This is a genomic window from Sphingobium sp. BHU LFT2, from assembly GCF_018604485.1.
GTDB lineage: Bacteria > Pseudomonadota > Alphaproteobacteria > Sphingomonadales > Sphingomonadaceae > Sphingobium > Sphingobium yanoikuyae_A.
Genome location: NZ_JAFCGW010000008.1, coordinates 115613 through 140817 on the forward strand (window position 1 = coordinate 115613; position 25205 = coordinate 140817).

A 25205-nucleotide genomic window follows, 5' to 3' on the forward strand; every position below is an offset into this window, starting at 1 on the left:
TCTCTCTCCTTATTCCTCCGGCGCAAAGTCCATGCCCGGCTTCAGAACGATCTTCGTCACTTCATTCTGCTTGTCGTGAAACAGCTTGTAACCCTCGGCTGCCTGCTCGAGCGGCATGCGATGGCTGATCAGAAAGGTAGTGTCGATTTTCTCTTCCATGATCGCATTGAGGAGGGCAGGCATGTAATGCTGCACATGGGTCTGGCCGGTCTTCAGCGTCAGCCCCTTTTCCATGAAGGCGCCCAGCGGGAACTTGTCGACGAAACCGCCATAGACAGCCGGCATCGAAACACGGCCGCCCTTGCGACAGGCGAGGATCGCTTGCCGTATCGAATGCGTTCGGTCCGTGCCGGTGAAGGTAGATACCTTGATCTGGTCCCAGACATTATCAGCAAAAAAGCCATGAGCTTCGAGACCTACAGAGTCGATGCAGGCATCCGGACCGATACCGCCGGTCATCTCCATCAGCGCTTCATAGGTCTTGGATTTTTCGAAATTGATTGTCTCTGCCCCAAACTTGCGGGCCAGTTCCAGCCGATGGGGGAAATGGTCGATGGCGATGACCCGCTCGGCCCCCATCAGGAAGGCGGACTGGACAGCGAACAAGCCGACCGGACCACAGCCCCAGACCGCGACCGTATCGCCCGGCTCGATCTGAGCATTTTCAGCCGCCATCCAGCCGGTGGGCAGGATGTCGGATAAGAACAGCACTTTGTCGTCCTCGATGCCATCGGGGATGACGATCGGCCCGACGTCGGAGAAAGGCACGCGGACATACTCCGCCTGGCCGCCGGCATAGCCGCCGGTCATGTGGCTGTAGCCGAACAGGCCGGACATGGGCTGGCCATAGGCGGCTTGCGCGATATCCTGATTGTCAGCGGGCAGTCCATTGTCACATGCTGAGTATTGATGTTTGGTGCAATGGAAGCATGAGCCACAGGCAATGGTAAATGGTACGACGACCCGCTGACCTTTGATCAGCGTCGATTTGGAGCCGGTCTCGACGACTTCCCCCATAAATTCATGACCTAATATGTCGCCGGCCTTCATCGTGGGAATATAGCCGTCATAAAGATGAAGGTCCGATCCGCAGATGGCGGTAGAGCTGATCTTGATGATAGCGTCGCGAGGATTAAGGATTTCAGGATCGTCCACGGTATCGACCCGAACGTCGTGCTTCCCGTGCCATCTCAAAGCGCGCATCACTCATTCTCCTCGGCAAATTGTGCCTGGGTTCGGGCGCCGGTCGCGATCTCCCCAGTCTCCATCAACTGCTTGAAGCGGCGCAGGTCGCGCCTAGCCTGGATAGAAGGTTCACGCTGGAAAAGCTTTGCAACGACTTTGCCGATGAGACCAACTGGCGGATCATAGAGAATGGTCGCGGTAACCCATGTGCCACGCTCACCGGGCGCGTCGCGGAAGTCGATACGACCGCTATTGGGAACGTCTGCACCTTCCTCCGAGGCCCAGGCCAGAACCTCGCCGGGCACATCCTGGGTGATCGCCGCAGTCCACTCGACCGTTTTACCGGCAGGAGCCTTCACCACCCAATGATAGCGGCTGTCGCCCAGATCCTCGATCCGCTCGACGTTCTCCATGAACGACGAGAGATTTTCGAGCGCACGCCAATAGTCGTAAAGCTCCTGGCGCGGACGATTAATGGTGACGGTTTTGCTGGAGAGATTGTCGCCCTTCACATCCACCAGCGAGAGGGGCATATCCTCCAGTCCGTCGCCGTGCTTGGATGTGCTCAATGGCGCTTCATCATGCGCCGGCGTCCTGCTGTCGCCCACTTTTATCTCCTTGTCTGGATGTTTCGGCGAACCATCGGCCCCTCCTTGCCGTTCCACCATTTCCAACTAAAACGCGCCAAAGCGCCGCTTTACTAATCTGTGTAAGTCGCTTCTTTGGGGGCCCGGTCATGCAGAGCGAACAAAGCTGGGTAGCCGGTTTGCTTAGTCCACAGCGACCGCGTCCCATGATCGACATGTGCCAACGAGGCGTTTTTATTGGCGAACCACCGGCTAATTGTCAGCTTTCAGGCGGAGGAGCATTCACCCCAATCGCGTCGAGGAAAACCATATCCTCGGGCTCAATCATTATTGCGTGGCCATTTTTACCGCTGTCGACAGGTCATGTTCGATATCCGTTGACGAAAACTCACCGGTCGAAGGCAGCGGCCGTCTTTGCTCGCCTGGCCTGCGGCCTACCAATAGATCGAATATGGATGCGGCCGCGAACAGGGGATAGCGCCGCAGAGCCCAGAGCCCAGAGCCCAGGCCCCAGAGCCCAGAGCCCAGAGCCCAGAGCCCAGAGCCCAGGGCGCCCAGACGACCAGATCGCAGCCACACCAAGTGCGGCAAGATCAAGTCCATGACTTAGCCCGCGGTTCCATATGATGGCGGAACGCGCAGGGGTAGGCAGCAAAACTGCCGCAGCAAAGACCTCGCGGACACCAACGAAACGGAGCAGCCCGACCTGGCTGATTATTTTGACCAAGTGCGCTGGCAATGTGTTTGCTAGCAAGAAATTCAGCCGCTCCAAGAGCAATGCGAAATGCCGAGCCCAAGCCTCAACTTCGCGTCTTCATGACTTGGGTCTCTGCCATATGCCGCGCCGGGCCACACGTTCGGCACGGTCTGCAAAGCGGCGGGATGCAGCCGATTTGAGAAACGAGCGCCACGCGGCAGAAGTGCCCGGTCCCACCACCTCGTCGCTGCCTGGGCCACAGCTACCTTTTCATTCGCCACTTGTTCGGCTTGGTCGGCAGATACCAAATTTGCGCTTAGCGCGGAGCTGTCCTTATCGTTGGAAGCGATTTTGTCGCATTCCCTAATATGCCTCGATCCCCCGGCGCGTTTGTCGATCATGTCGAGATTTTTCAGTCGCTCGATTTTTCCCTACGGCCTGTCAGCATGTTTTCCAACCGCAGCCTTTGAATCGGGCGACTGTACGGCTCGCACCATTTTGGCGAGACCTTTGATGATATTCTTCTCGGTAAAACAAGTCGCGGAGCATATAGTGGAAAAGTCGTCGTTGATGACGACATCAGTGGTTTGTAAGAGGTCAAGGGGAACGAGCCGCTTTTCACGGCGCCTTCCGGATAAGCTCGGCGATTGCAAGCTCGGCCCTCAGGTGGCCGCACGGCGGACCTGGGGATTGCGGGATTAGACAGGGGGCCTGATTGTCGGCGCCCTGTGCAGGATCCTGCTCGAGATGTTGTTTCGACTTCATCGAACCGGCTCTGCTTGAAACTTTCACCACGCGCGTGCTCAGCGTGGGGATAATGGCCGACCGACCAGGCGGCTGCGGAGGCCTGGTTACATAGGTTGGCCCGTGCCGCGTCATGTCGACGCTCTGTATCCTCATCCTAATACACTAGGATAGCCAATAAAGCGCATCATTCGATCAAGTCACCCGCGCGAAGAGCCGCCACCTGTCGCAACAAATCGGGGTCGGGGATTCTGAGCCATCTTCCCTCAAGCTCGACCTGACCGCGGGCGCGCATACCCTGGATCGTCCGGTTCACATGCACTGACGTAAGACCAGTCAGGTCAGCAATTTCCGTTTGAGTCAGGTTGAAAGCACATTGCTGGCCATAGGCGAGGCCAGCCCGGCGCATCCGCTCGTGAATTTCAAGAAACAGATAGGCGATGCGTTCGCCTGCTGAGCGACGGCCCAATGTTAGAAGCCAGCGTTGCTGACGCCTTTCGACCATCGACAACGCCCGCCAGAATTCGCGCTCTTGTGCATCGCTGCCACCGGCGAGCCGGTTGGATAGAGGGATAGCTTTGATCGTGGTGAGTGTCAGGACTTCCTTGGGCTGATCCGAGCCGATGATCCAGCGCGGGTCGCAGATGTCACCTGGGAGGTAAAGACTGATGATCTGTCGACGACCGTCAGGCAGCAAAGCATAATGGCAGGCCCATCCCTCTTGGATCCGAAATATCGCTTCTTGAGCCATCTGGATGAATTGGTGTGGCTTGAATGATACGACCGCACGGACTGGCTCAAACTGAACAGACATTTCTATCCCCTGCTGCCCCGCTGGGATCACCATCAATGGTCAGATTAAGCGCGCAATAACCTATGTTGGAAGGGCGGCACTGTTGCGATGAATGGGAATATTATTCGGACCGACACGTTGGGCCAAGCTCAATACTAAAATGGATTAGCAAAAGGGCCTATTGCCTGGAACCAGGACAAGTTTCGTCCTCTTGTTCCTTAGATAGGAAAAGAAAGGAAGAAATCATGGTAGCGCCATGGCGTCGTCCAGACGACGGCGAACGGAAGCAACCCAAGCACACTGATAAAGGCGCCGAGGGCACGAGGAAGAAGGACAGTACCGAAGGAAGCAGCAACGTCAATCCGCTGGCGCCTCCGATCAATGTCGAACCGGGCAGCTGAGCCATGCACATGCTTAAAGGGCCAACTGATCCTACGTCCAGAATCCTCCCGGCCGATAGCAAATATGTTTGCGTCGATCGATATGATGAAGCGGAGTATTGGCGACGCGTTTTCGGAGTGACCCGGGATGAACTTGAGCGGGCGGTGGAAGCGGTGGGGCACGGCCATGCTGCGGTATCAGCTTTTCTCCAACATGTCTGAACGGGCCCGTGGGGGTGCTAAGAGCGCCTTCGGTCTAGCGGCATATCGATCCAGACGATGACTATAAGAACAGCCAGTGAGCCTGCGAGCTAGCTGTCCTTGGCAGCGAGGTAGGCTTCTCTGCTTCACACGCATTCAGTCGCTCGGGCGCGGCGATAGGCCAAACGCATGTCACAATATTGCTTCAGGAAATCTCTGCCTGCCGAGATTGAATTATGTCATGCTTCTTCGTCGATGAACGTTTCTAGTCGAACCGAATACATAGCGGGTTTCGGCCTGGGCTGGCGCTCTCACATCAGCTTGCCGCCCCAAGCTGCTCGCTGCCGAGTTTGTCGGCATTGTCCCACCGTTGATCGGCCCCAGCGTCTGGTCAACGCGAAGCCGCCAAATCAAGACGCAACAATCGACTTGGAGTCAGAACTACCGCGTTCTATTATCTCCTAAATCATGGCAGCCCCTCAATCGCTTACGCGTGAGAAGCTAGCGTCCATTCTAGATTACGGCGGACGCAGGCGTCCGGCATTTGAGTTGGCGGAAGGGAAAGGCCGGATCGCTGCCAAATGCCGCAGGAGTGATGGCCGGCTTACCTTGCCGCCAGTTTGTCACATAAGTCGGATCGTCGGAGCTGTTCCACTTGGCCGCGAACACTTCTGGCGGCTTTTATTGGCAGAAAAATATGGGACGAGCCCCAGCCAGGCGATGAAGTATGTGCGAGACGAGCTTTGAAAAAATGATCTGCCTATGCATGGATCACCATCGCCATCTTGCGCTCTCGATTGTAGGCCACCGGAACTTCGGCTGGCACGCCTATGTGAAAGAAACTCGGAGCCATTGCGAGCAAGTTGCCGGCCTTGCCGAATATTCCCTGGCGAGGTTGTCGGTGCTGAGCTCTCTATTCCATCAACTGATTGAGCTGGCTCGAAACGGCTTTGAAGGCCGGCAGTGCGAACTCCTTCAACTGCCATGGCAGGTGCTGGGATTCAAATTTCTATACCTCGGCTCGCCGGCTGGAAAGAGGGTGACGATTGCATTGAAGTGAAAATCGATGCGCTCATTCGCCTGAGGGGAGGTGCCGATGCCGAAAAGCTAATCGCTTACATTGATGCACGCCATCTGCATGGAAATGGCCAGGCCGAGCTTTATGAGTTTGACGATGAAAATGCCTGTTATCAACCGTGAGCGCGGATATCCGCTTCGTGCCTGATGCTGGTTGCGGCTCTCGCAAGAGAATAGTCATTTGAAATTTGGGTCATGGCTCATATGAATAAGTCCGCGACGTTTCGGCGACATGATGCGTTATGCACGGCATACGCTCGGTTGGGACAATGCATGACAATTGCAGCAAATGACAAATGGCCATTTTCCAAGGCCGATATGGCGAGATGTATACGCGAACGCGACTGGTCCGACACGCTGCTCGGGCCGATCGATCAGTGGCCGGCCCTTTTGCGCTCCACCGTGGAAATGCTGCTCAGTCACGGCTTTCCCATGATCATCTTATGGGGCCCGGATCTGCTGCAGATCTACAATGACGGCTATGCTGATCTCATGGTGGACAAACATCCTTGGGGCCTTGGCATTGCCAATCCGATATGCTGGCCCGAAGTCTGGCACATCAACGAGCCGATTTATGCTCGCGTGTTTGCTGGCGAAACCGTTACCATCGAAAACGGCCTATATCCGTTAGTCCGTCGTGGCGTTCGACAGGACATTTGGCTCAGCCTGACCTACAGCCCGGTTCTAGACACAGATGGAACAGTAGCGGGAGTCTTGGTCACGATCGTGGAGACGACTCGGCGCGTTCTCGCTGAAGCAGCCCTGGAAGAGCGCTCTCAGCAACTCAATATGGTTGTCGCAGAATTGCAGCATCGTGTGCGCAACATTCTCACGGTCGTAAGGTCGATATTCTCCCGAACCGTCGAGACGGGTACGGATTTTGAGGAGATCGCGGGTCACTTCAGGGGACGCCTCGACGCGCTGGCCCGCGTGCAGGTGATCGTGACGCAGAGCGCTGACGGAACTGCCGACTTTGAGAATCTTTTGCGTGACGAACTCGTCAGCGTCGGCGTTCAGGAGGGCCCCAATCTGGAAATCATCGGCCAGGACGTGCAGATGCCTGCCGAGATTTTCGAAACCATGGGCCTTGCAGTCCACGAACTGACCACGAATGCCGTCAAATATGGCGCTTTCAGGACAGAGACCGGAAAGCTAACGGTGACTTGGCAAATCGAGTCCGGCGGCGACGCTACGCCGATGTTGTCCTTTCTTTGGAAGGAAGAAGGTGTGCCGGCTGTGGGATTGGCTCCGCGGCACGAAGGCTTTGGACGCGAATTAATCGAGGAGGCGATCCCCTATCGACTGGGTGGCTCAGCATGCTTGGAATTTCTTCCGGGCGGCATACAATGTTCGATCAAGGTGCCGCTACCGGGCAAAAGTTGCGGGCAACAGACTGCGTTCGAGCATCGGTCATGAGCGGCATACTGGGAAGTAGACACATCCTCATCGTCGAAGACGACTATTTTATCGCATCTGATCTCAAGAAGATTCTTTTGGCTGAGGGCGCCAACGTTGTTGGACCGGTCGGTGATCTGTTCGGCGCAACGCGTCTGGCTGAGAGTGAAAAGATTGACATCGCGGTCTTAGACGTGAACCTGCGCGGCAGCAACTCCTATACCCTGGCAGACAGCCTCGCCAAACGCGCGATCCCGCATATGTTTCTCACAGGCTATGATGGCTGGTCTATGCCAGAAAAATATCGGCACACGCCGCGTCTCTCAAAGCCCTTTTGCGTGACGCAGGTCGTCAAGATGATCGAGGAGCTGCTTGAGACGAGAAGTTGATGGTGGGCGCACCTTTTTCGCGAAATATCGCTCCTGCCACAATATTGCGGTTAAAAACGGCACAACTTGATCGACGTTCATTTCGGCGGCCGTTGTGATCCTTCGGACTGATCGAGAAGCGTGGCAGCGAGAGTCAGTCTCAAGCCCAGGCAAGGGTTGGCAGTGTCAATCCTCGCGCGCAACATGCCCGACCTGCTCCGTAAATGGAAACCGCAAGCTGCAGCGGAAGCCCTCGGGATCAAAGCTGATTGTTACCTCGGCTTTCAACTCATATCCTAGAACCTGCCGGAGCAGTTCCATCCCAAACCCTTCGCGGACAGGTTCACGGGTTGTCCGCTGAGATTCTTCCTCCCAGTTGAAAGTCAGCCAAGGATTTGTGTCCTCGGTCACCCACCAACGGACCGATACCCGTCCGACTGGATCGAGATCGCCATGCTCAAGCGCATTGATCGTCAGCTCGTGAATGGCCATTGCCATCACCTGGCCGGCGCGCGGCTGAAATTCGACGTCCCTGCCGAGGAGCGAGACTCTTTCGCCTTCGGATACGCCGTAGTGCGCCAGTTCATCGGCCAGCAGATGGTGCAAGCTCACCGATCCGTTATCGTCAGCAGCAGCCTGAGCTCGCATAAGTGCATCGAGACGATCTTCCAGGTGCCCGACATAAGCATCAAAGTCCCGTTCGGTCTCGGCGGTGCGGCGAATAATCGTACGCAGCATAGCAACCGTGCTTCGCAACCGATGGCGCAACTCGCCTGGCGCGTCTCGCGTGTCCAAGAGTCGTCGCAAACGGCGATTGTCAGCCTCAAGCTCGGAAATACGCAACTGATCCTCGAGCCGATCTGTCATGTTCCCACCTCATATCCTTGCGCCCCCTCAGCCTCAACGGTTGCAGGAGAGCGGCTCGTCGAGCGATCTAAGTGAAGATAGGTCGGGTCGAACAAGGCCAAATCTCTTAGGCCAACTAGATCATGGATCATGAGACGCCGGCCTTTAAGGGAAATCAGCCCGGTCTCCCTCAGTATCTTCAAGGAACGGTTCACATGGACTGAGGTGAGGCCTAACATATCGCTCATATCGGTTTGGGTGATCAACAATTCATAGCCCTCGTTATCGGCTTGGCCGATAATCATGAGACGTACGTGAAGCTCACAGAAGAGATGTGCGACACGTTCCGCGGCCGAGCGGCGGCCGAGACTGACAAGCCGCTCTTGGTCAATGCTCGATGCCATGAGCAAATCCCACCAGAACGCTTCTCTCAAACTCGGACTCGATCGCGCTGCCGCCGCGACTGCGTCAAGCGAGGCAAGCGCAATCTTGGTTGGGGTTAAGGCGGCAAAAGTACTGTCTGGAAACCGAGGTAGGATCCCGAACGGTTCGCACAAATCACCTGGGATAAAAAGGCCTGTGATCTGCCGTTTACCGTTCTCCAACAAGCGGTATCGGCATGCCCACCCTTCAAGGATGATGGGCAAGTAACGGCAGGCACGGTCTTGTGAAGCGATGTCGCGCTGCGATTTTACATCTCGTACATGCTTGCAAAGATCTGCCAATATTTGCTTGTCGTTGAGCGTGAGTGACGCACCGTGTTGCAGCTTTGTGAAAAACGGTTCGGATACGGAACGAATTTGCACTGTAGCCGAGCCCTCCTTGATTCCCTGTTGTGAGCTGTGCACGGCCACTGTCGCCGTTAGCTAACTTCTGGTAGTGGTTCGCCAGCTGAAGCGAATTAACATTTGTTTGCCATAGGGGCGATTGCCAAGCTCGGACAAAAACTGATCGGTCCGCGCTGATCGAAGATGCGCCGATTGGAGTAGGCATTGCCTAGTTCACTGGCAATCATGGCCCCATAGAAGCTAAATCAAGTTAAAAAGACTCTCGATCACGGTTTCTAAAAACCGATATTCTTGTTGCGCGTGGCAAGTCAGTGACTAAATGTCATGCTGAAGCCGGCAAGTGCTTTACAGCTTGATCAATTTTTCGATCTATGTAGCGCCGCTTTAAGGGCGCTCCCGCAAGTATGTCGGCTTGGGGACGACTTCGGCGCGGCGCGAGCTAGGTGCGGGGAATTCAGGAAAGTCCGCAGGAAAGTTTGTGCGTATTGATGTTCAAGGGGCGACGGAGGCGGAGGGCATCGTGCGTCTGCCGGCGTGCCAACGCTTCTTTCCACTCCTACGCGAGCAAGGCGAACGATCCGGCGGTTGCCAAGGACATCACACAAGGGTGACGGGCCGGCGTCCCCCATTTTTTGAAACGGGCAGGCGGTGTCGCGCTGGTCAACGTCCCGATTTTGCTTTCCATATCAGTTCCCCGCCGTTGCGTGACGACAGAGGAGCTTGCCGAGATACTTTTGTTGCGCATGGCACCCTTTGCGGCGAGACCGGCGAGGCGATCGCATCTTTGTCAACGTGGTCATGTGCGCTCTCATTCCTGAGCGCGTTATTATGTTACTTCCGGTCAGAGGCAATCGGAGTGCGTCATCGGAACGCCCGCTTGACGACCAAGGTTGGACACTCACAGCGGTCGCGTTTTGCGCAGGGACCTCCCAGAAGCTTGCATGAACTATGGGACCGTGAAGATTGGGGTACCGTTTCTCGCTCCTTTCCCCACGGATTAACGGCACCCTGATATTCCCATCCGCCTGCACGAACCGCGCAGGATCATTCGTTACCCTCGTCCGCTTCAAGGCTGCTCGCGATCATTGCCGCCAGCGTTTCTTCGGCACGCCGTCGCGCGGTTTCTTCTTTCGCGCTCAGGTCGTGCCTGATCCAGATCGGAGCGCGTGCGAGGACCGCTAACACGCGGGTCATGACATTCGTCTTCATACCGAGGCCGGCCTGCTTTCTGCGTCCTGGCGCGGGTTCATATGCAGGGAGGTGGTTTGCAGCGGTGCGGTCCGCAAGCTGCGGGCGAACATATCTATTGCCTCGTCGAGCGAGGGCAGCAGCTTTCCCCCGTTGCTGTGCAGCGCTACGTTGGTCGGCCGTTTCGCGCGCCAGCCGGCTGCCGCGCCTGTGACGTCGTCGATCAGCGCAGGGTCGAGCCCAGTGGCCCGTGCTATTCGTCGCGCGAAGTCGGCCCATGACAAACCTTCTCCATGGGTGACGTGTCGAACTCCCCGCGCGCCGTCGATCGCCAAGTCTAGCACGGCGTCGCACAAGGAAGGGACATAGGTTGGACTAACGACATGATCACGCACGGCAGCAAACCGGCGGCCGCGCGACAGTGTATCCACGACATGCACGGCGAAATTTTGAGAATCGAAAGGGGAGAAGAAGGCGGCTGTCCGTACAACGAGATGGGAGCCCGGCAGCGTCCGGATCGCCGCCTCAGCCAGTGCCTTGCTGCGACCGTAAACGTTGAGCGGCGCAGCCACATCGTCTTCCGTCAAGGCGCGGCCCAGAAGCCCGTCGAACAGCAGGTCCGTTGAGAATGTGACTGTTGCAACGTCGCGATCTGCACAAGCACGGGCTAGCCGCGCTGCACCGTCGGCATTGACGGCCAGGCATGTTTGCGCATCATCTTCCGCCTCATCGACACGTACCCATCCCGCTGCGTTGATGACAAGCCATGGGCGATAATGCTCGAGCGCACCAATAATGGATCCCATGTCCAGCAGGTTGAGATCGGACCGACCGCTCATCGCGTGAAAAATATTTCGCTCCGCACAGGCCCGACCCATCGCCTGACCCAAGGTGCCGGTTGCACCGACGATTAAGACTGGCGGCAGGGCGCTAACGGACCGCAGCGAGCGAGTAAGGTCATGCTCGCGGGCCGAGGCCGGTCGGAAAATCCTCCCTTGCGTAAGCCGCGCCTCGCGGCGCCACCAGCCCTCGCCTTGAAGGACGACATGGTCGGGCGGTCCCGCTGTGGCGAGCGAACGCAGCAAACTACAGATGGCGGTCGGGCGTGGAATGTCTGCGCGACCGTCATAGGCGCCCGGTTCATAGGCGCCGCGCGCAGTCAAAAGGGTGTTCCAGCCCTGGCTTCCGAACAGCGCCCAGCTTGTTATCGCCCTGATGTCGATGCCTTGGGCGCGCAGGGCTTGGGCGTCATCCCAGGCAGCCTTCGTCCATCGCATCTGCTCCTCGCGCGTGCATCCATTATGAGCTTCAGTGACGGCAAGCGGCAGGCCGTAGCGCTCCCACGCCTCACGCAAGGCACCGCCGAAGCCGCCAGCACCCGGCTCGAGCACCCGGACTGCCTCGGTATCGACAAAAGCGCGTTGATCATTGCCGCCGCGCAGCTCGGCCGGATAGCGTCGAACGCGGTGATCCAGGAAACGATCGCTGGTCAGATAATGGTTGATGCCAATGATATCTGGGGGGCATGGGTCGTCGGCGATGGCCTCGAGACGACCGCGAAGCCCCATAGCGGCGAGGCGGTCGTGGAGGGGATGATCTTCGTTCACGCGCCCCAGCAGCAGATCCCACCCCATCCACCGGCGCTGATTGTCGAACGCCGCCTGCTCACGCATCGCCGCCGTGGCATAGGTCCTACCGAGATCGTCGGTTTGGATCAGTTGGGCTTGGGGATTGATGGCCCGGATTTGCCGCATCGCCAGGCGTGTGCCGTCAACCTGATTGAGGAGCGCGAGCCAGAAAGCGCGCTCGTCGCGAAGGTGTGGATACCAGTGGCCGTAAAGGCAGGAGAAGCGAGCTGTAGTGCAGGGCTCGTTCACCGGTGTCCACGCTTCCACCCACGGATAGCGCTCCGCCGCAGCCCGGGCGTGGCGCGCGAGGCCGGAGGCGAAATCTTCGCGCAAAAGGTTCGTATAGCGGGGGCCGCTGCCGTGGTGGATGAGGCCAACGATCGGGCGAATGCCCCTGTCGCGCAGGCCGGCCATGCGGCGATCGCTCCAGGACCAATCGCGCTTATCCGGATGCTCGGGGGCGACGCGTTCCCATAATATTGGATAGCGAACCGCCTTGGCACCGGTCTGTGCTATGAGGTCGAGGTCAGCGTCGCGATCATGATGACCAGTCAGGCGTAATTGGTCCGCGAAGCGGTCGCCAATGCGATTGACCGTACATTCCGGACCCGCCCAAAGTTCCAACATTGGCCTTCCTCCTATCGGCCGTCGCCGCGTGGCTAAACGCAGATTGTCCCCCGCACTGATATCATAGCCGTAAATATTAGAAAATAATCGAATACGCATAATGATATATGTTTCGTGAAAATAACTTGGGCGAGTTTTTCATGATAGTTATCGGAACCTATGAACAAATACGAATTTATACCTTTTTTAGATCGGAAAGATGTTCATGGTAGACCGCATGTCGATCCAAGATTTTTCGCATAAAAGCGGAAGCGGCAATATTATGCTGATCTGCTTCAGCCATTTGCGGTGGGATTTTGTCTATCAGCGGCCTCAGCATCTGATGAGCCGGTTCGCGCGAGGTGCCCAGGTTGTGTTCTGGGAGGAGCCAGCTGTGATGTCCGCTGAGCGGCCGCACCTCGCCATCCGCCGCTGCGAAACGAGTGGGGTGACCATTGCTACTCCCATATTTCCGCCCGCGTTCGACCTATCGACCCAGACGGCGACCCTTGCAGCCCTCCTTGAAGAGTTCATAGATCGTTTACCGGCGACCAGCGCCCTTGTGCGCTGGTACTATACCCCGATGATGTTGCCTTTTTCTCAGCAGATCGGCGCTGATTGCGTAGTCTATGACTGCATGGATGAGCTGGCCAACTTCAAGGGGGCCCCGCCGGAGCTTCTGTCGCTGGAACAACAGCTGCTAGACGAGGCTGATCTAGTGTTTACCGGTGGGTATAGCCTCTATGAGGCGAAAAGGGATCTTCATCCGTCGGTCCATCCTTTTCCTTCTAGCGTGGACGTTCATCATTTTGCAAAAGCGCGCCTCGAAGGGATCGATCCGCCGGACCAGGTCGGTCTGCCGGGCCCCCGGCTGGGCTATTACGGCGTCGTCGATGAGCGGATGGACCTGAGCCTACTTGCTCACCTCGCGGATGCCCGCCCGCAATGGTCCGTCGTCATCGTCGGGCCGGTAGTCAAGATCAGCGCAGACGACCTGCCACGCCGTCCCAACATCCATTATGTCGGCGGCAAGTCCTATGCTGCGCTGCCGGACTATCTGCGCGGCTGGGACGTCGCATTGATGCCGTTCGCCATCAATGATGCAACGCGCTTCATCAGTCCCACAAAGACACCTGAATATCTCGCTGCCGGCCGACCCGTCGTTTCCACCCCGATCAAGGATGTCATGCGCCATTATGGCGATTTGCAAGCTGTGCAGATCGCGGGTGACCCGGCAGCTTTTACTGAAGCGTGCGACCGCGCGCTCACACTTTCGCGTGGCAGGCGCGGCTGGCTGGAGCCAGTCGATCGGATGCTTGCGGGTCAATCGTGGGACGATACATTCCTCGCGATGGAGGCGTTGATCTGCCATACCCTCGACACCGCCAACTTGATCCAGCCTATAGTGTCGCCTACGGTATGGCCAGCGGAACGCCCCAAGCCCTATGACGTGATGGTGATTGGCGCCGGCTTCGCCGGGGCAGTCATGGCCGAACGACTGGCAGCGCACGGAGGCAAGCGCGTTCTGGTCGTGGATCGGCGGCCGCATGTTGCGGGCAATGCATTTGATCGGGTCGATGACGCCGGCGTGCTCATTCATCAATATGGCCCGCATATCTTCCATACCAATGCGCCTGATATTGTTGATTATCTTTCGCGTTTCACTGCCTGGCGCCCTTATGAGCATCGCGTGCTTGCCAGCGTGAACGGCATGCTGTTGCCGATGCCCATCAATAGGACCACTTTGACCCGCCTCTATGGGGTGGACTTGCGGACGGAAGAAGAGGCTGCCGCCTTTTTGCGCCAGCGTGCCGAGCCGGTAGAAACGATACGCACGTCCGCCGATGTGGTGATCTCGGCAGTCGGCAGGGATCTTTATGAGACCTTTTTCCAAGGATATACACGAAAGCAATGGGGAATGGATCCTAGCGAGCTCGACAGGGCGGTGACAGCCCGTGTGCCTACCCGCACCAATGTTGATGATCGCTATTTCACCGACAGCTTCCAGGCGATGCCGGCCAACGGCTACACCGCCATGTTCGCAGCCATGCTGGATCATCCCAATATCGATTTGTTGCTGGGGGTAGATTATCGCGACGCTCGAGAGGCGTATCCTCACAACCATCTGGTTTTCACCGGGCCGATCGACGAGTATTTCGGCTATTGTTACGGCAAGCTGCCTTATCGGTCTTTGCAGTTCCGTCACGAGACGCTGAACAAGGAGTTTTTCCAGCCGGTCGCCGTAGTTAACTACCCCTGCGAAGCGGTGCCCTACACACGCGTGACAGAATATAAGCATCTGACCGGCCAAGTTTCTCCCCTAACCAGCATAAGTTATGAATATCCGGTTGCCGAGGGCGATCCATACTACCCCATCCCGCGCGCGGAAAATCAGGCGTTGTTCAAGCGCTATGAGGCATTGGCACTTGCGCGGCAGGATGTGACCTTCGTCGGGCGGCTCGCGACCTATCGCTATTACAATATGGACCAGGTTGTGGGACAGGCTCTGGCAACTTATCGCAAGCGTTTTACTGATCCGATGCGGGTCCAGCCGCAGCCCGGCGCCCCTCCGATCCCGGCCGAATGACGTGCGCCACTCCGAGGTCGGTGCCACATTTCTCCTAAGAAATTCCGATCATGACCGAAGACGCCAATCATGTGAGGCTATCGTGGACGGCCAGCAAGGCTACCATGATGTGCCAGATCGCGGATGTAGAATTCACGCACATAGCGGAAGGTGGCGGCCGCCGCACGGACGTCATCTGCCGCATGGCCGCGGGAGCCGAGCGGCTGCGCCAGCTATTTCTTGAACGCATCGTCAGGTCGGAAAATCCTACATAGTTGGCTGCCCCTGCATTGAGGCAGCGGCGTACCCCCAAATGACGACCTGCCGTGGCTAGTTGCAATAAAAACGCAGTCCACTTCCCCGCTGCCGCCGCAGCAGCAGCGCGGGCAGATATCTCGCCTGTCGCTTTGGCGTTAGACGCGCCTTCATGGCCGAGCTTCCGTGGTGGCGAGGCGCGACTTAATCTTCTGCTTAGGGTGCGGCGCCACATCCGCGTGATAGGCCTGTTAAGATCCAACTCATAGCCGTGTTAATGGATTTAACCCGCGGGCGAGCCCTTGGTGGGCGGCGCAATATCATCGTCCCCTTCAGCCTTTTTGGGGGTCGTGGGCGCGGCATCGCTCCCGCCTGCGGGGTCGCTGTCGAAATCCTCGGGGTTACCGCCACCTCCGGCTCCCGCGCCCGAGCCCTTCACTTCTCCACTTCCTTCGGGTGGCCTCCGCCCGCGATTTTTTCCGCCTTGGTCGGTGTCGTTGGTCATGTGGATACCTTCCGCGTTTGTGGGGCCACGCAACATAAGGAGTGACCGCAACCATAACGTGGCATTGTGCTGTCTAGCTCCGCGAGCGGCGGCGCGAAGGCCATTTTCAAAGTGGCATAGGTTAGGTTTTTGACCGGAAAGTTCGGCAATACGGACGGAAAGTAACGCAGGATAGAACATTGCGAAGAGGTCGGGGCGCAAAACAGGTTCAGAAGGAGCCGGTAATTTCCCGGAGAATATCGTGACCGCCCGATCAAAGACAATCTCGGCGCCTGTCGAGGAGTTGCCCACGATGCCGGGTAACACCGCCATCCAGAACTTCACGATCAATTTTGGCCCCCAGCATCCGGCCGCCCACGGCGTGTTACGGTTGATTCTGGAGCTAGACGGCGAAGTGGTCGAGCGTGTCGATCCGCATATCGGCCTCTTGCATCGTGGCACGGAGAAGCTGATCGAGCATAAGACCTACCTCCAGGCACTGCCTTATTTTGACCGGCTCGATTATGTGTCGCCGATGTGCCAGGAACACAGCTACGTCTTGGCGGTCGAGAAGTTGCTCAATCTGGAAGTGCCTGCGCGCGGTCAGTATTTGCGCGTGTTGTTCGCAGAGCTGACGAGGATCAAGAATCATCTTCTGTCGATCGGCGCGCATATCATGGACGTTGGCGCAATGACACCCAACCTCTGGCTGCTTGAACTGCGCGAACAGCTACTGGGCTTCTACGAGCGGGTCTCGGGTGCGCGTATGCATGCAGCTTGGTTCCGGCCGGGCGGCGTGCATCAGGATGCGCCGCCCAGCCTTTTGGAGGATATCGGGAAGTGGCTGGATAGCTACCCGTCGATGTTCGAGGATGCCGTTGGGCTGGCCCAGAACAATCCTATCTTCAAAGTCCGCAATGTCGACATCGGCGCAGTTGGAAAGGAAGATGCCCTGCGCTGGGGATTTTCCGGGCCGGTGCTCCGGGCCAGCGGCGTTCCATGGGACCTGCGTCGCAGTCAGCCCTATGATGTTTATAATCAAATGGATTTTGAGGTTCCGGTCGGCGACAATGGCGACTGCTATGACCGTTTCCTAGTCCGGGTGGAAGAAGTGCGGCAGTCCGCCCGCATCATGCGGCAGTGCTTGAGCGCCATGCCGGGCGGTCCTGTGTCGAGCGACAACCGGAAGGTTGTGCCTCCGCTGCGTGGTGACATGAAACGGTCGATGGAAGCGCTGATCCACCACTTCAAGCTTTATACCGAAGGTTTCCACGTGCCCGCCGGGGAAGTCTATGTTGCAACCGAGAGTCCCAAGGGCGAATTTGGCGTCTACCTGGTCGCAGACGGCACGGACTCCCCTTATCGGTGCAAGATTCGTCCCACAGGATTCAGCCATCTTCAGGCAATGGAATTCCTTGCGCGGGGTCACATGCTGGCGGACGTCACCGCGATCCTGGGCTCGCTCGACATCGTATTCGGGGAAATCGACCGCTAGGTCAGCTATTTGTTTGGCAATGCTTTCATCCTCGACAGTCTTCTCGACCAAACGGAGGGTATGAAAGTTGATTTCCAATTGTCCCCGGACCGCAGGGCTGATCAGCTTTGGAGTTCGCTGCTCGCCGCGATGGGCCGCACGTTGCCAACCCCGGGCTGGGCGTACCCTCGTACAGATTGTGAATGCCGCGGGGATGATCCCCTCGCCAAACTGGTGCTCGCAGAAGCGATGCTTCTGTTTGAGCTTCCCTCCTTTGCGCAAACGCTGCGTCCGTCCCTCTTTCCGAGGCCAAGATGCGGCCGACCGCGTATGATTGGGGCGCGCAGAGCGATCTTTGCGAAATCGATGCAAGCCGGGCCGCGCGGCAGAAGTTTCAGATGATGGCGGTCCGCCCATTCGCGCACATGACAAATCATCATAAAATGACCACATCGGCCACCATGAAATCCGCATCAGCGGTCGCTATGCCCCAAAATGCCTCCAGCGCCCGACCCCCCCCAACCGCAGCTTCCATTGCCGAAGTGAGGCAGTGCCTCGATCACCTGTATCTTGGCCTGCAGGTAGGTTCTCATCGAGCTGCGCTCGATCCACAAAGAGCTTGCAGCTAACGGACATCGGCCACCTCTAAGCTTTTCTGCCAAAGCCGACGTGCCGTCATCGAGCTATATCTTGGCGCCGCCAACGAGGTCAAAGTGCCTGATCATCACCTCTTTGATGACCTTCCCTCACTTCCAAAGGGGCTCGCGACCAGATGCGCACGCAACATGCAGAGGCAATCGCCGATCGTTTCTGACGCCGCCTCTGCGGAAACCAGCGATTGCGACCAGCCGGCGATACCGCTTGAAACCTGCGGCAAGCGGGTATTGCCACCATTGGGCGGGAAGGCGATTTTTCGTATTAACTTCTGCAAAAAAAATCATTGAATTCAGCCTGACTTGGCCGTGCCGTCGACATCCTTGTCGACGTCCTTTTTGGGAGAGGCCGATTTCTTGCCACGGGCATTATTGCCACCTCCGCGACCGGTGCCAGTACTTCCATGTGCGCCGTCTCCGCCTTTGGCGGTAACCGCGCCGGGATTGCCGCCAGCGCCCTTTTGAGCCATCAGATTTCTCCTATTCGAGCAGTCAGTTAGCTTGACTTCGGCTTGTTTTTCCAGACAACCCCGGTGCTGCGGTGGGTGTGTCAGATGCGTTTACGGCGCCTCGCGTGCTTGTTTCGCCATCCGTTATTGTGCTGCCACTTCCCTGAGCGGGTGCACCGTCTGGGACCACGCCCTGAGTTGTATTGCTGGGGGCGAAGGTTTCGTCGCCGGCGTTGCTCTGGTTTGCCGGAGCGCACCCGAACAGCCCTATGCACAAAATAACAGGCGATAGTCTCATAGCTGGTCCCTTCTAACACTTGTGGCGTAACAGATAATGGCGCGGAAATATTCATGAAATGAATTATGTTAATCATATGTTATTTCTACCTAACGGAAGGTAGATTGTGGGAGGGGTATATATAAAATCGGCGGATGATACTTATACATGGTGAAACCAGAGGAGAAATAATAGAGGCACGTGCGGAATATAAGAATTTCTTCATCTTGGAACTCGCCCACGGTTGCGGATGCGCTCGTTTCGATCACAGCGTACTAAAGAAATTTCATCCTGCGGGTGAACGACCGGCGTATCGCCGGGCTTTGCCCTCGAAAGGTTCGGGGTTCTGCGGCGAACTGCCGAGACTTAAGACCTGATCGAGCCTGTGTGCCAAGGCGTCTCGGGCAAAGGCGATGCCGTTAGCCATCATAATATGGACTTTGCTCCATGATCCATGTTGTGGGGCAGGTGCTTTGTGCCTTGCGACTGGGCGTAATCTGGAGAGGATATGGTTCATGGCTGCGGCCAAAAGCGAGGTGCAAGTGCGTATTCATCACCTAAACTGCGGCACCGACTGCCCCTTAGGCGGCCGATTGTTCGATGGAGTCAGCAAGGGATTGACGGGGCGATTGGTCTGCCACTGTTTGTTGATCGAGAGCGATCAACATGGCCTTATACTGGTCGATACCGGCTATGGGCTGCAGGACGTGGCCTGCCCGCACGCTCCACCGTCTGCACGCATTACGCGAACAATGCGTACGATCCTCAATATTAGGCTCCGTGAAGAGGAGACAGCCTGCCGCCAGGTAGAGCGGCTGGGATATCGTTGCGAGGACGTTCAGCATATCGTTCTGACCCATCTCGACTTCGACCATGCCGGGGGACTGGATGACTTTCCGCAGGCGCGGATCCATCTGATGGGCGCGGAATATGACGCCGCGATCGGTCCCCGACACGGCTTTGTAACGCGCAATCGCTATCGGCCGGCGCAATGGGGGACAGCCGACCGCTGGCGGCGCTATGGCGCTAGGGGAGAGAAATGGTTCGGTTTTGGAGCGGTGCGAGATCTAGAAGGGCTGCCGCCGGAAATTCTTTTGGTTCCGCTACCCGGCCATACCTGGGGACACGCCGGTGTTGCCATTCATCGAGCGGGGGGATGGCTGCTCCATGCCGGTGACGCCTATTTTTATCGCGGCGAAATGCGCGAGGCAACCCGGCGATGCCCTGCAGGATCGCGCGCGTATCAAATGATGATGGAGGTGGATCGAAAGGCCAGACTGGAAAACCAACAAAGGCTCCGGCACCTCTCGATAGCCCATCACGACGATGTCCGAATCCTTTGTGCGCACGATCGTACCGAATTTGATCGGGCGATTGAGGGGCGCCTGCTTTGATTGAGGGCCGAAAACGAGCATGCCTAATGTGCGCCTGCTTGTTGCAAGGATCAGCGTGAAGGATCAACGGACGCGCCGCAAGACAACGATCAGCCAAATCGAAAATGCGCTTCGTCCCTAACATGCTTTGTTGGCATAGCCGGGGCCTTTGGGCCGGCAGCGCGTTTGGTCCGGCATGCCGTCGAGAGGAGCTCCCATGCTTGACCAACATCCAAGGACGATTTTTAGCGGTGCAACGCCCGCGGGAGCCTGCTGGCGCGCCGGCTGCCTCCTGACACTCTCTTCCTGCAGTCCCGAAGCACAAGGCGAAAATGGTCTTGCGCCCCTTAGTTCCAACCAACAGCAGGCGATCAATGAAGCGAGCGATGATGGTGCCACCAACACCATGGTCGATCCAGGCGGCCCAAGTGCCAGTGGCAATGGCAGGCAGCCGTGACGGCCGCTCTGCCCGCGTCCGCGTGGCTGCTGACGCTTGTCGCCAGCAGCGCCCTCGCCGCTTGCGATCAAACCAATGGCGACGGACCCGCCAATGGCAGCGCGACCGTTGCAAAACATTATGTGGGCCCCAAGCCTGAAGGGGTTTCTAGCCCCAATGATGCGGTAACTACGACATTCTACATCCCTCAGGCCGCGATCGGGGATATGTTCGAGATTGAAGCGGGAGAGATCGCTTCAGTACGGGCGCGATCTGGCGAGGTTAAAGCCTTCGCCCGCCGGATGGTGTCAGATCATCGCAAGAGCAGCGAAATTTTGCGCCGCTTCGTTGCCGAACATCCTGTCAATATTGCTATACCTTCCAATATTGATCCGCGTCGTGGCGCAATGCTCGCCAATCTTAACCAGGCGGGAGCGCGCGAGTTTGACGCAGTCTATATCGGAGAACAGGCTGCCGCTCATCAGGAAGCCTATAATCTTCATAGCAGCTATAGTCGAAGAGGCGATTATCCTGAGTTGAAAGCGGTTGCGGCGAAGATCGCGGATCTTGTCGCCGAGCATCGACGTCATGTCGAAGTGCTGGATGCAAAATTCGGCCCAGAAGCCCAGTCTATCCCCGCAGGAAAATAGGAAGGGTAGGGGCCACCTAAAGGAGAAACTGCTGATGCGAAAAGAAATTTTTGTCGCCGCGATCTTAGTCCAGCTTGTGGGATGCGGCAGGCCGCCTCCGTCTGTCGGACCAGAAAATGCGCAGAACCTTTCCATAAACCGCGCCGATGATGCGCCTGCCGGATCGCAAAATGTCCCGCCGCCCAAAAGCGGCTCGGGCAAGGTTCCGCCCAACTTTGAGCGAAAGGATCGAGCTACGGATGATTGAGGGCGGAGCCAAAACCATTATTACGCCCCAGCGCACTCGGCGATCCAAATGGTCGGGGCCCGCGTCTCAAGCCAGTCTTTAGGCCGCCCTGTTCTATTGCGGCGCCAGCTGGCGCCGCTGCGGCAACATGTAATCGCGAAACCACTTATGGCGGTCGAGACTGAATAGCGGCGGGGCAGTTTCTATTGCATATCACGCATTTCTCGATCTTTCTTGAAGGCGGTACATGGCTCCCGACAGACCTGCCTTCCTTGGGCGGCGAGCGATGCCGCTCATTTGCTTTTGCTCTTGGCGTGTGCGCCCTGCGCGTCAAATTGCTGCATCGCTAAGCAGATCGATTATCGGGGCTTCATTTCTGATAGCGTAACCGACAAAAGATGAGCACTAGTGGTGGGAGCAATGTTGCACGCCTGGCCTTTGTGGCGCTGACTGGGGCGACGCCTTTCTCTCAATTTCATTTAGCTTCTCAAGGACGGTGCGCGCGCATCGGTCCACACCAACGGATATAGCCGCGGAATGGCCGCTGCCACGGCGAGGGTGGGGAAACCCTGCAATTTTCCGCAAGAGCATCCGACCCAAAAAGCGCCTATGACGTCATAGCGTCAAGAGGGCCGGGTGATCATGAGCCACAATATACCCAGAACCGATGCAAAGGCCGGAAAGCCGAACGCAAACCAGAGCCGGAACAGGCGATGATAGGCTTTAGGGAGCGGTGCGCCATTGGCGGCAGCGGCCTTTGCAAGGTCGCGCATCCGCATTTGCATCCAGACAACCGGTAGCCAGAACAGTCCGGTCACAACATAAAGAAGCAAAGAGAGGACGATCCAAGTTTCCTTCACGGAGTAGCCGACTTCGCGCATCAGCAGCCAACCGGTCAGCGGCTGGATCAGCACGGCACTTGCGGTGAAGAGAAAATCTGCGATGACGACGATCCGCGCAACGCCCGCAATCAACGCTGGCTTTCCGGACAGATGGGCCAGCAGCATGAAGAATGCAATTCCTGCGCCGGTGCCCAACAAGACCGTGGCGCCGATGACATGCGCATATTTGAGAAGGAAATAGCTAGTCATCGTTCTTCAAGGATAGCTAGAAGCATGAAGTTGAGGCAGAGGATCGGCCAGATTTTTATCATCGGTCCAAGCGGGTCTGCCCACAAACGCGGCAGGACGATGGTTCCCGCCACAAGGTAGAACAAGGTGATCGTGACCGCGCCGATTAGCCCCAGTCTCGTGGTCGGCCGGTACAATATGGCAAGCCCGACTGCGATATCGGCAAGCGCGCCAGCTAAAACGGATGGCTCGCTGAGCTGTGCTGCCCCACTTTCCTGCATGTAGGACAACCCTATATCCCACCCGATTGTGAGTGAAATGACGCCGGTCATGACCCAGAACAGCGCGAACACGACAATCGCGAGGGGACGCAGAAAATAAAGGCGCGCGAACCACCGCTCCTGCACGGAGGCGGGGTCTGCTGCGAGCGTCCGCTCCAGCGACCGTGGAGCGATAGCCGTAACTCTGTTCCAAGCAGCGGGTTCGCCCTCTGCGCCGCGAGACATTTCTTTCATGCCAGTCGAGCGCATCGGCGGTCGCCATCCCATGTAGCCAGCGAGGTCGCCGAGCTTAGATCCAACCCGCATCGCCATTGACGAAACGGGTAAAAGCCTCGCCGGCTGCCACCCCAGCCACGCGCGATATCGCGCAACTATTTCATCGAAGGCGAGCGGCCGCGGCCCCGCCAGATCAATTGCTATGTGACCGCCGGAATTCGGGCGAAGCAGACGAATGACGGTTTCCGTCACGTCATCCAGCTGAACCAGCGAGACCCTGCCTGCCTGAGGCAGGCGCAACGATATCGGCAGGGAAGCGAGGCCGCGAAAAAGCGCGCTGCCGCCATAAGCATTCCTGCCCACGACCACCGAAGGACGCAGTATAACCCAATCGAGCTTGCTTGCGCCAAGGATGCGCTCAATTTGGCCTTTGCTTTCGGAGAATTCGCTCACCGCATCCTGATCGGCGTTGAGCGCGGAAAAGTGGATCACGCGGAAAATGCCGAGGCGCTCGCACGCTTCGTACAGCGCCGCCGGCGCTGTCACGTGAACGGCGCTGGTCGAGTCCCTGGCTCCGTCCTGCAGTACACCTGCACAATTAATAACCGCGTCAACGCCAGACAAAGCATCAAACCAATTTTCGGGGCTTGTCGCTGTACGAAGGTCAAGACGGATGCATCGGTCTAAAGGCAATCTGGCCACCGCGTTGGGATCGCGCACGACACCGGTGACGAAATAACCTTCTTGCTTCAGCCGGACAAGGAGTGGGACGCCGATGAAACCGCTGGCCCCAAGCACGAGAATGGTTCGGCATCGGTGCGTAGAACTCTCGAAACCAGGCGAAGTTGGGCTAATTTTCGGATACATATTAGCGAAATGCTGAGCACAGATTTCCGTTCAGTAGCCTCTTCATCATTCGAGTGGATGCATAACCCATGTTATCCAATATTTAATGTCATCATAGGTTGATCATGACACCTTGAGCTCGGCGGCCGCTGATCTCGTCTATCGCCTCTAGTTTCCTCGCAGTCAGCATGTAGTTCATCTTCAGCCTGCGCGCCGTCGCCGCTCTGGCAGATATTTGAGTTGCCAGAGAAAATGCTTGATTGCCCGGCTTCAGCGACTCTCGCCCCTTGATGATGATGAGCGTCGCGTCAGCGGAGCTCCGCCCGAACAGTCAGCGGCGTTTGTGACGAATTGTGAGCTGCTTTTAAGCCCGGCCAGTTCGACAGGCCCCGTCTGGTAACGCATTCAGTATCGCCCCCGGAGGCGGCGATTAGATGCCCGGCCGGAAGGCGGCATCCGATACCGTTGCGGAAGATCTTATTGTGCAGCGCCTTCGCCGCCTATGGTTAGACGCCATGGCGGTCCTTTTATGGCGACATCGACTTCAAGCCGCTAAGCCCCCGCGCTTTGCGTACCAACTTTAGGGGCGGCCCGGTGTGTGACACAGGCGGCGTCCTATTCTGCTTGCTCAGTCGCTTTCAGGTTTCGAGCCGCGCGGTCAATTTCTGCGCGACGCGACCTTGACTTGCGATCCGACATAACGCTCGGCATTTCGCTGCTGTTGCGACGCCCCCAGCATCACGCCTCGACCTGCCTTGATCTCCTGAAGGAGTGTGAGGGCCGTAGAAGGTGGCGGTGGCCGCAACGTTGGAGCTGGATGCGCCTCTGGGCCCAACCCCTGATATTATTTGGCTTCGCTGCCGCCCCGTTGGGAGATATCTGGACCGATGAGCCGGCGCTAGCCTGATCTCGAGCCGCCAAAAGGACAGATGCCGGGTCGTCGGCCATCGCCGACATTATGCCCCGACGATCATTGGGCACCGCTCCCGCCGGTGCCAGGCGCGCCGATTCCCGGCATGGCGTTGGATGAGCCGGCATCGCCGGCCGCGTTGATCGCATCCTACTGGTTCGTTACACCCGGGATTGGCCCGTTGTCCTCCCGGGCGGCAGGACTGCAGGCGTCGCCGAGGAGCGCAGTCACTGCCAAACCTATGTGCCGGCTTCGACGAAGCTTCTTAATTGGTGAGGACATGTTCCCCTCCTTGATGACGGTCGATAAATGCGTGAGGAGGCGGGAAGTGACATTGCCCCGCGCCAACATCTGTTACTGCTTAACCGGAATGACAGCCTCCTCATATGAAGGGACTGTGAGATCAATCATATGTGCTTTTCAGCTGGGACACATTACATCGCACGACAGGTGAAATGCTGCTCGCTTCATCAGGCTGGCGAATTGATGCCGGGTCTGATGTGGGACCGCAGTATAGAAAATCTTTAAAAATTTTATGCCGGCAGGCCTCCGGTTG

Annotated in this window: 24 protein-coding genes; 13 read left to right on the forward strand and 11 right to left on the reverse strand. The window is 57.5% G+C overall.

Going from position 1 to position 25205, the window contains the following annotated elements; genetic code table 11:
- Positions 1-9: 9 nt before the first annotated feature.
- From JQK15_RS15915 to JQK15_RS15925, 3 genes are all read right to left on the reverse strand, one after another.
- The gene (locus JQK15_RS15915; protein ID WP_214866386.1) at positions 10-1203 is read right to left on the reverse strand and encodes a zinc-dependent alcohol dehydrogenase; all 1194 of its coding nucleotides are present in this window, start codon (positions 1201-1203) and stop codon (positions 10-12) included.
- Positions 1203-1718, reverse strand: a complete 516-nt coding sequence (locus JQK15_RS15920) for an SRPBCC family protein (protein ID WP_251007808.1) — start codon at positions 1716-1718, stop codon at positions 1203-1205. Before JQK15_RS15920 ends, JQK15_RS15915 begins: the two co-directional genes overlap by 1 nt.
- A 1682-nt stretch (positions 1719-3400) precedes the next feature.
- Positions 3401-4060, reverse strand: coding sequence for a Crp/Fnr family transcriptional regulator (locus tag JQK15_RS15925; RefSeq protein WP_251007791.1), 660 nt, complete (start codon positions 4058-4060; stop codon positions 3401-3403).
- Between the two features lie 191 nt (positions 4061-4251).
- Here JQK15_RS15925 and JQK15_RS15930 point away from each other — a divergent pair, with 191 nt between their 5' ends.
- The 6 genes from JQK15_RS15930 to JQK15_RS15955 all read left to right on the forward strand — a co-directional run bounded on the left by JQK15_RS15930 (position 4252) and on the right by JQK15_RS15955 (position 7448).
- Positions 4252-4407, forward strand: a complete 156-nt coding sequence (locus JQK15_RS15930) for a hypothetical protein (RefSeq protein ID WP_214866387.1) — start codon at positions 4252-4254, stop codon at positions 4405-4407.
- Positions 4408-4416: 9 nt separating this feature from the next.
- Positions 4417-4608, forward strand: a complete 192-nt coding sequence (locus JQK15_RS15935; RefSeq protein ID WP_214866482.1) for a DUF3606 domain-containing protein — start codon at positions 4417-4419, stop codon at positions 4606-4608.
- 745 nt (positions 4609-5353) lie between these two features.
- On the forward strand, positions 5354-5647 hold the full coding sequence (locus JQK15_RS15940) for a hypothetical protein (protein WP_214866388.1): 294 nt from the start codon (positions 5354-5356) through the stop codon (positions 5645-5647).
- Positions 5644-5787 (forward strand): hypothetical protein, encoded by a 144-nt coding sequence (locus tag JQK15_RS15945; protein WP_214866389.1) that lies wholly within the window; start codon positions 5644-5646, stop codon positions 5785-5787. The genes JQK15_RS15940 and JQK15_RS15945 overlap by 4 nt, the downstream gene beginning before the upstream one ends.
- A 150-nt stretch (positions 5788-5937) precedes the next feature.
- Positions 5938-7080 carry a sensor histidine kinase gene (locus tag JQK15_RS15950; RefSeq protein ID WP_214866390.1) on the forward strand — a complete coding sequence of 381 codons (1143 nt, stop codon included), beginning with the start codon at positions 5938-5940 and terminating at the stop codon, positions 7078-7080.
- Positions 7077-7448 carry a response regulator gene (locus JQK15_RS15955; RefSeq protein ID WP_214866391.1) on the forward strand — a complete coding sequence of 124 codons (372 nt, stop codon included), beginning with the start codon at positions 7077-7079 and terminating at the stop codon, positions 7446-7448. The genes JQK15_RS15950 and JQK15_RS15955 overlap by 4 nt, the downstream gene beginning before the upstream one ends.
- A gap of 165 nt (positions 7449-7613) precedes the next feature.
- Here the strand turns inward: JQK15_RS15955 and JQK15_RS15960 are convergent, their stop codons facing one another.
- From JQK15_RS15960 to JQK15_RS15975, 4 genes are all read right to left on the reverse strand, one after another.
- Entirely contained in the window at positions 7614-8294 is a 681-nt protein-coding gene (locus tag JQK15_RS15960; RefSeq protein ID WP_214866392.1) for a sensor histidine kinase, read from the reverse strand.
- Entirely contained in the window at positions 8291-9079 is a 789-nt protein-coding gene (locus JQK15_RS27465; protein WP_214866393.1) for a Crp/Fnr family transcriptional regulator, read from the reverse strand. The genes JQK15_RS15960 and JQK15_RS27465 overlap by 4 nt, the downstream gene beginning before the upstream one ends.
- Positions 9080-10105: 1026 nt before the next feature.
- On the reverse strand, positions 10106-10270 hold the full coding sequence (locus JQK15_RS15970) for a DUF6771 family protein (RefSeq protein ID WP_214866394.1): 165 nt from the start codon (positions 10268-10270) through the stop codon (positions 10106-10108).
- The gene (locus tag JQK15_RS15975; RefSeq protein ID WP_251007792.1) at positions 10267-12504 is read right to left on the reverse strand and encodes an SDR family oxidoreductase; all 2238 of its coding nucleotides are present in this window, start codon (positions 12502-12504) and stop codon (positions 10267-10269) included. The genes JQK15_RS15970 and JQK15_RS15975 overlap by 4 nt, the downstream gene beginning before the upstream one ends.
- Positions 12505-12709: 205 nt before the next feature.
- Between JQK15_RS15975 and glf the strand changes: the two genes are divergently transcribed.
- Together glf and JQK15_RS15985 are read left to right on the forward strand one after the other, a co-directional pair.
- On the forward strand, positions 12710-15070 hold the full coding sequence (gene glf, locus JQK15_RS15980; RefSeq protein ID WP_251007793.1) for a UDP-galactopyranose mutase: 2361 nt from the start codon (positions 12710-12712) through the stop codon (positions 15068-15070).
- A 50-nt stretch (positions 15071-15120) separates the two neighbouring features.
- Positions 15121-15324 (forward strand): hypothetical protein, encoded by a 204-nt coding sequence (locus JQK15_RS15985; RefSeq protein WP_214866395.1) that lies wholly within the window; start codon positions 15121-15123, stop codon positions 15322-15324.
- Positions 15325-15587: 263 nt separating this feature from the next.
- Here the strand turns inward: JQK15_RS15985 and JQK15_RS15990 are convergent, their stop codons facing one another.
- Positions 15588-16139 (reverse strand): hypothetical protein, encoded by a 552-nt coding sequence (locus JQK15_RS15990; protein WP_214866396.1) that lies wholly within the window; start codon positions 16137-16139, stop codon positions 15588-15590.
- Here JQK15_RS15990 and JQK15_RS15995 point away from each other — a divergent pair.
- Positions 16102-17283: an NADH-quinone oxidoreductase subunit D gene (locus tag JQK15_RS15995; RefSeq protein WP_214866397.1), complete on the forward strand. Its 1182-nt coding sequence runs from the start codon at positions 16102-16104 to the stop codon at positions 17281-17283. The genes JQK15_RS15990 and JQK15_RS15995 overlap by 38 nt on opposite strands.
- A gap of 925 nt (positions 17284-18208) precedes the next feature.
- Here the strand turns inward: JQK15_RS15995 and JQK15_RS16000 are convergent.
- The gene (locus JQK15_RS16000) at positions 18209-18385 is read right to left on the reverse strand and encodes a hypothetical protein (protein ID WP_214866398.1); all 177 of its coding nucleotides are present in this window, start codon (positions 18383-18385) and stop codon (positions 18209-18211) included.
- A 771-nt stretch (positions 18386-19156) separates the two neighbouring features.
- Between JQK15_RS16000 and JQK15_RS16005 the strand changes: the two genes are divergently transcribed.
- From JQK15_RS16005 to JQK15_RS16020, 4 genes are all read left to right on the forward strand, one after another.
- Positions 19157-20035 carry an MBL fold metallo-hydrolase gene (locus JQK15_RS16005; RefSeq protein WP_251007794.1) on the forward strand — a complete coding sequence of 293 codons (879 nt, stop codon included), beginning with the start codon at positions 19157-19159 and terminating at the stop codon, positions 20033-20035.
- Between the two features lie 196 nt (positions 20036-20231).
- Positions 20232-20471: a hypothetical protein gene (locus tag JQK15_RS16010; protein ID WP_214866488.1), complete on the forward strand. Its 240-nt coding sequence runs from the start codon at positions 20232-20234 to the stop codon at positions 20469-20471.
- On the forward strand, positions 20468-21100 hold the full coding sequence (locus JQK15_RS16015) for a DUF4142 domain-containing protein (RefSeq protein ID WP_214866399.1): 633 nt from the start codon (positions 20468-20470) through the stop codon (positions 21098-21100). The genes JQK15_RS16010 and JQK15_RS16015 overlap by 4 nt, the downstream gene beginning before the upstream one ends.
- A 34-nt stretch (positions 21101-21134) precedes the next feature.
- Positions 21135-21347 (forward strand): hypothetical protein, encoded by a 213-nt coding sequence (locus JQK15_RS16020; RefSeq protein WP_214866489.1) that lies wholly within the window; start codon positions 21135-21137, stop codon positions 21345-21347.
- A 602-nt stretch (positions 21348-21949) separates the two neighbouring features.
- Here the strand turns inward: JQK15_RS16020 and JQK15_RS16025 are convergent.
- Together JQK15_RS16025 and JQK15_RS16030 are read right to left on the reverse strand one after the other, a co-directional pair.
- Entirely contained in the window at positions 21950-22417 is a 468-nt protein-coding gene (locus JQK15_RS16025; RefSeq protein ID WP_214866400.1) for a DUF2269 family protein, read from the reverse strand.
- Entirely contained in the window at positions 22414-23760 is a 1347-nt protein-coding gene (locus tag JQK15_RS16030; protein WP_214866401.1) for an SDR family oxidoreductase, read from the reverse strand. Before JQK15_RS16030 ends, JQK15_RS16025 begins: the two co-directional genes overlap by 4 nt.
- Between the last annotated feature and the right edge of the window lie 1445 nt (positions 23761-25205).

What these genes read in the sequence shown, in the direction of transcription:
- JQK15_RS15915 (WP_214866386.1), bottom strand. Translation starts at nt 1,203, where the DNA reads ATGCGCGCTTTGAGATGGCACGGGAAGCACGACGTTCGGGTCGATACC.
- JQK15_RS15920 (WP_251007808.1), bottom strand. Translation starts at nt 1,718, where the DNA reads ATGCCCCTCTCGCTGGTGGATGTGAAGGGCGACAATCTCTCCAGCAAA.
- JQK15_RS15925 (WP_251007791.1), bottom strand. Translation starts at nt 4,060, where the DNA reads ATGGTGATCCCAGCGGGGCAGCAGGGGATAGAAATGTCTGTTCAGTTT.
- JQK15_RS15930 (WP_214866387.1), top strand. Translation starts at nt 4,252, where the DNA reads ATGGTAGCGCCATGGCGTCGTCCAGACGACGGCGAACGGAAGCAACCC.
- JQK15_RS15935 (WP_214866482.1), top strand. Translation starts at nt 4,417, where the DNA reads ATGCTTAAAGGGCCAACTGATCCTACGTCCAGAATCCTCCCGGCCGAT.
- JQK15_RS15940 (WP_214866388.1), top strand. Translation starts at nt 5,354, where the DNA reads ATGGATCACCATCGCCATCTTGCGCTCTCGATTGTAGGCCACCGGAAC.
- JQK15_RS15950 (WP_214866390.1), top strand. Translation starts at nt 5,938, where the DNA reads ATGACAATTGCAGCAAATGACAAATGGCCATTTTCCAAGGCCGATATG.
- JQK15_RS15955 (WP_214866391.1), top strand. Translation starts at nt 7,077, where the DNA reads ATGAGCGGCATACTGGGAAGTAGACACATCCTCATCGTCGAAGACGAC.
- JQK15_RS15960 (WP_214866392.1), bottom strand. Translation starts at nt 8,294, where the DNA reads ATGACAGATCGGCTCGAGGATCAGTTGCGTATTTCCGAGCTTGAGGCT.
- JQK15_RS15970 (WP_214866394.1), bottom strand. Translation starts at nt 10,270, where the DNA reads ATGAAGACGAATGTCATGACCCGCGTGTTAGCGGTCCTCGCACGCGCT.
- JQK15_RS15975 (WP_251007792.1), bottom strand. Translation starts at nt 12,504, where the DNA reads ATGTTGGAACTTTGGGCGGGTCCGGAATGTACGGTCAATCGCATTGGC.
- glf (WP_251007793.1), top strand. Translation starts at nt 12,710, where the DNA reads ATGGTAGACCGCATGTCGATCCAAGATTTTTCGCATAAAAGCGGAAGC.
- JQK15_RS15985 (WP_214866395.1), top strand. Translation starts at nt 15,121, where the DNA reads ATGACCGAAGACGCCAATCATGTGAGGCTATCGTGGACGGCCAGCAAG.
- JQK15_RS15995 (WP_214866397.1), top strand. Translation starts at nt 16,102, where the DNA reads ATGCCGGGTAACACCGCCATCCAGAACTTCACGATCAATTTTGGCCCC.
- JQK15_RS16000 (WP_214866398.1), bottom strand. Translation starts at nt 18,385, where the DNA reads ATGGCTCAAAAGGGCGCTGGCGGCAATCCCGGCGCGGTTACCGCCAAA.
- JQK15_RS16005 (WP_251007794.1), top strand. Translation starts at nt 19,157, where the DNA reads ATGGCTGCGGCCAAAAGCGAGGTGCAAGTGCGTATTCATCACCTAAAC.
- JQK15_RS16010 (WP_214866488.1), top strand. Translation starts at nt 20,232, where the DNA reads ATGCTTGACCAACATCCAAGGACGATTTTTAGCGGTGCAACGCCCGCG.
- JQK15_RS16020 (WP_214866489.1), top strand. Translation starts at nt 21,135, where the DNA reads ATGCGAAAAGAAATTTTTGTCGCCGCGATCTTAGTCCAGCTTGTGGGA.
- JQK15_RS16025 (WP_214866400.1), bottom strand. Translation starts at nt 22,417, where the DNA reads ATGACTAGCTATTTCCTTCTCAAATATGCGCATGTCATCGGCGCCACG.
- JQK15_RS16030 (WP_214866401.1), bottom strand. Translation starts at nt 23,760, where the DNA reads ATGTATCCGAAAATTAGCCCAACTTCGCCTGGTTTCGAGAGTTCTACG.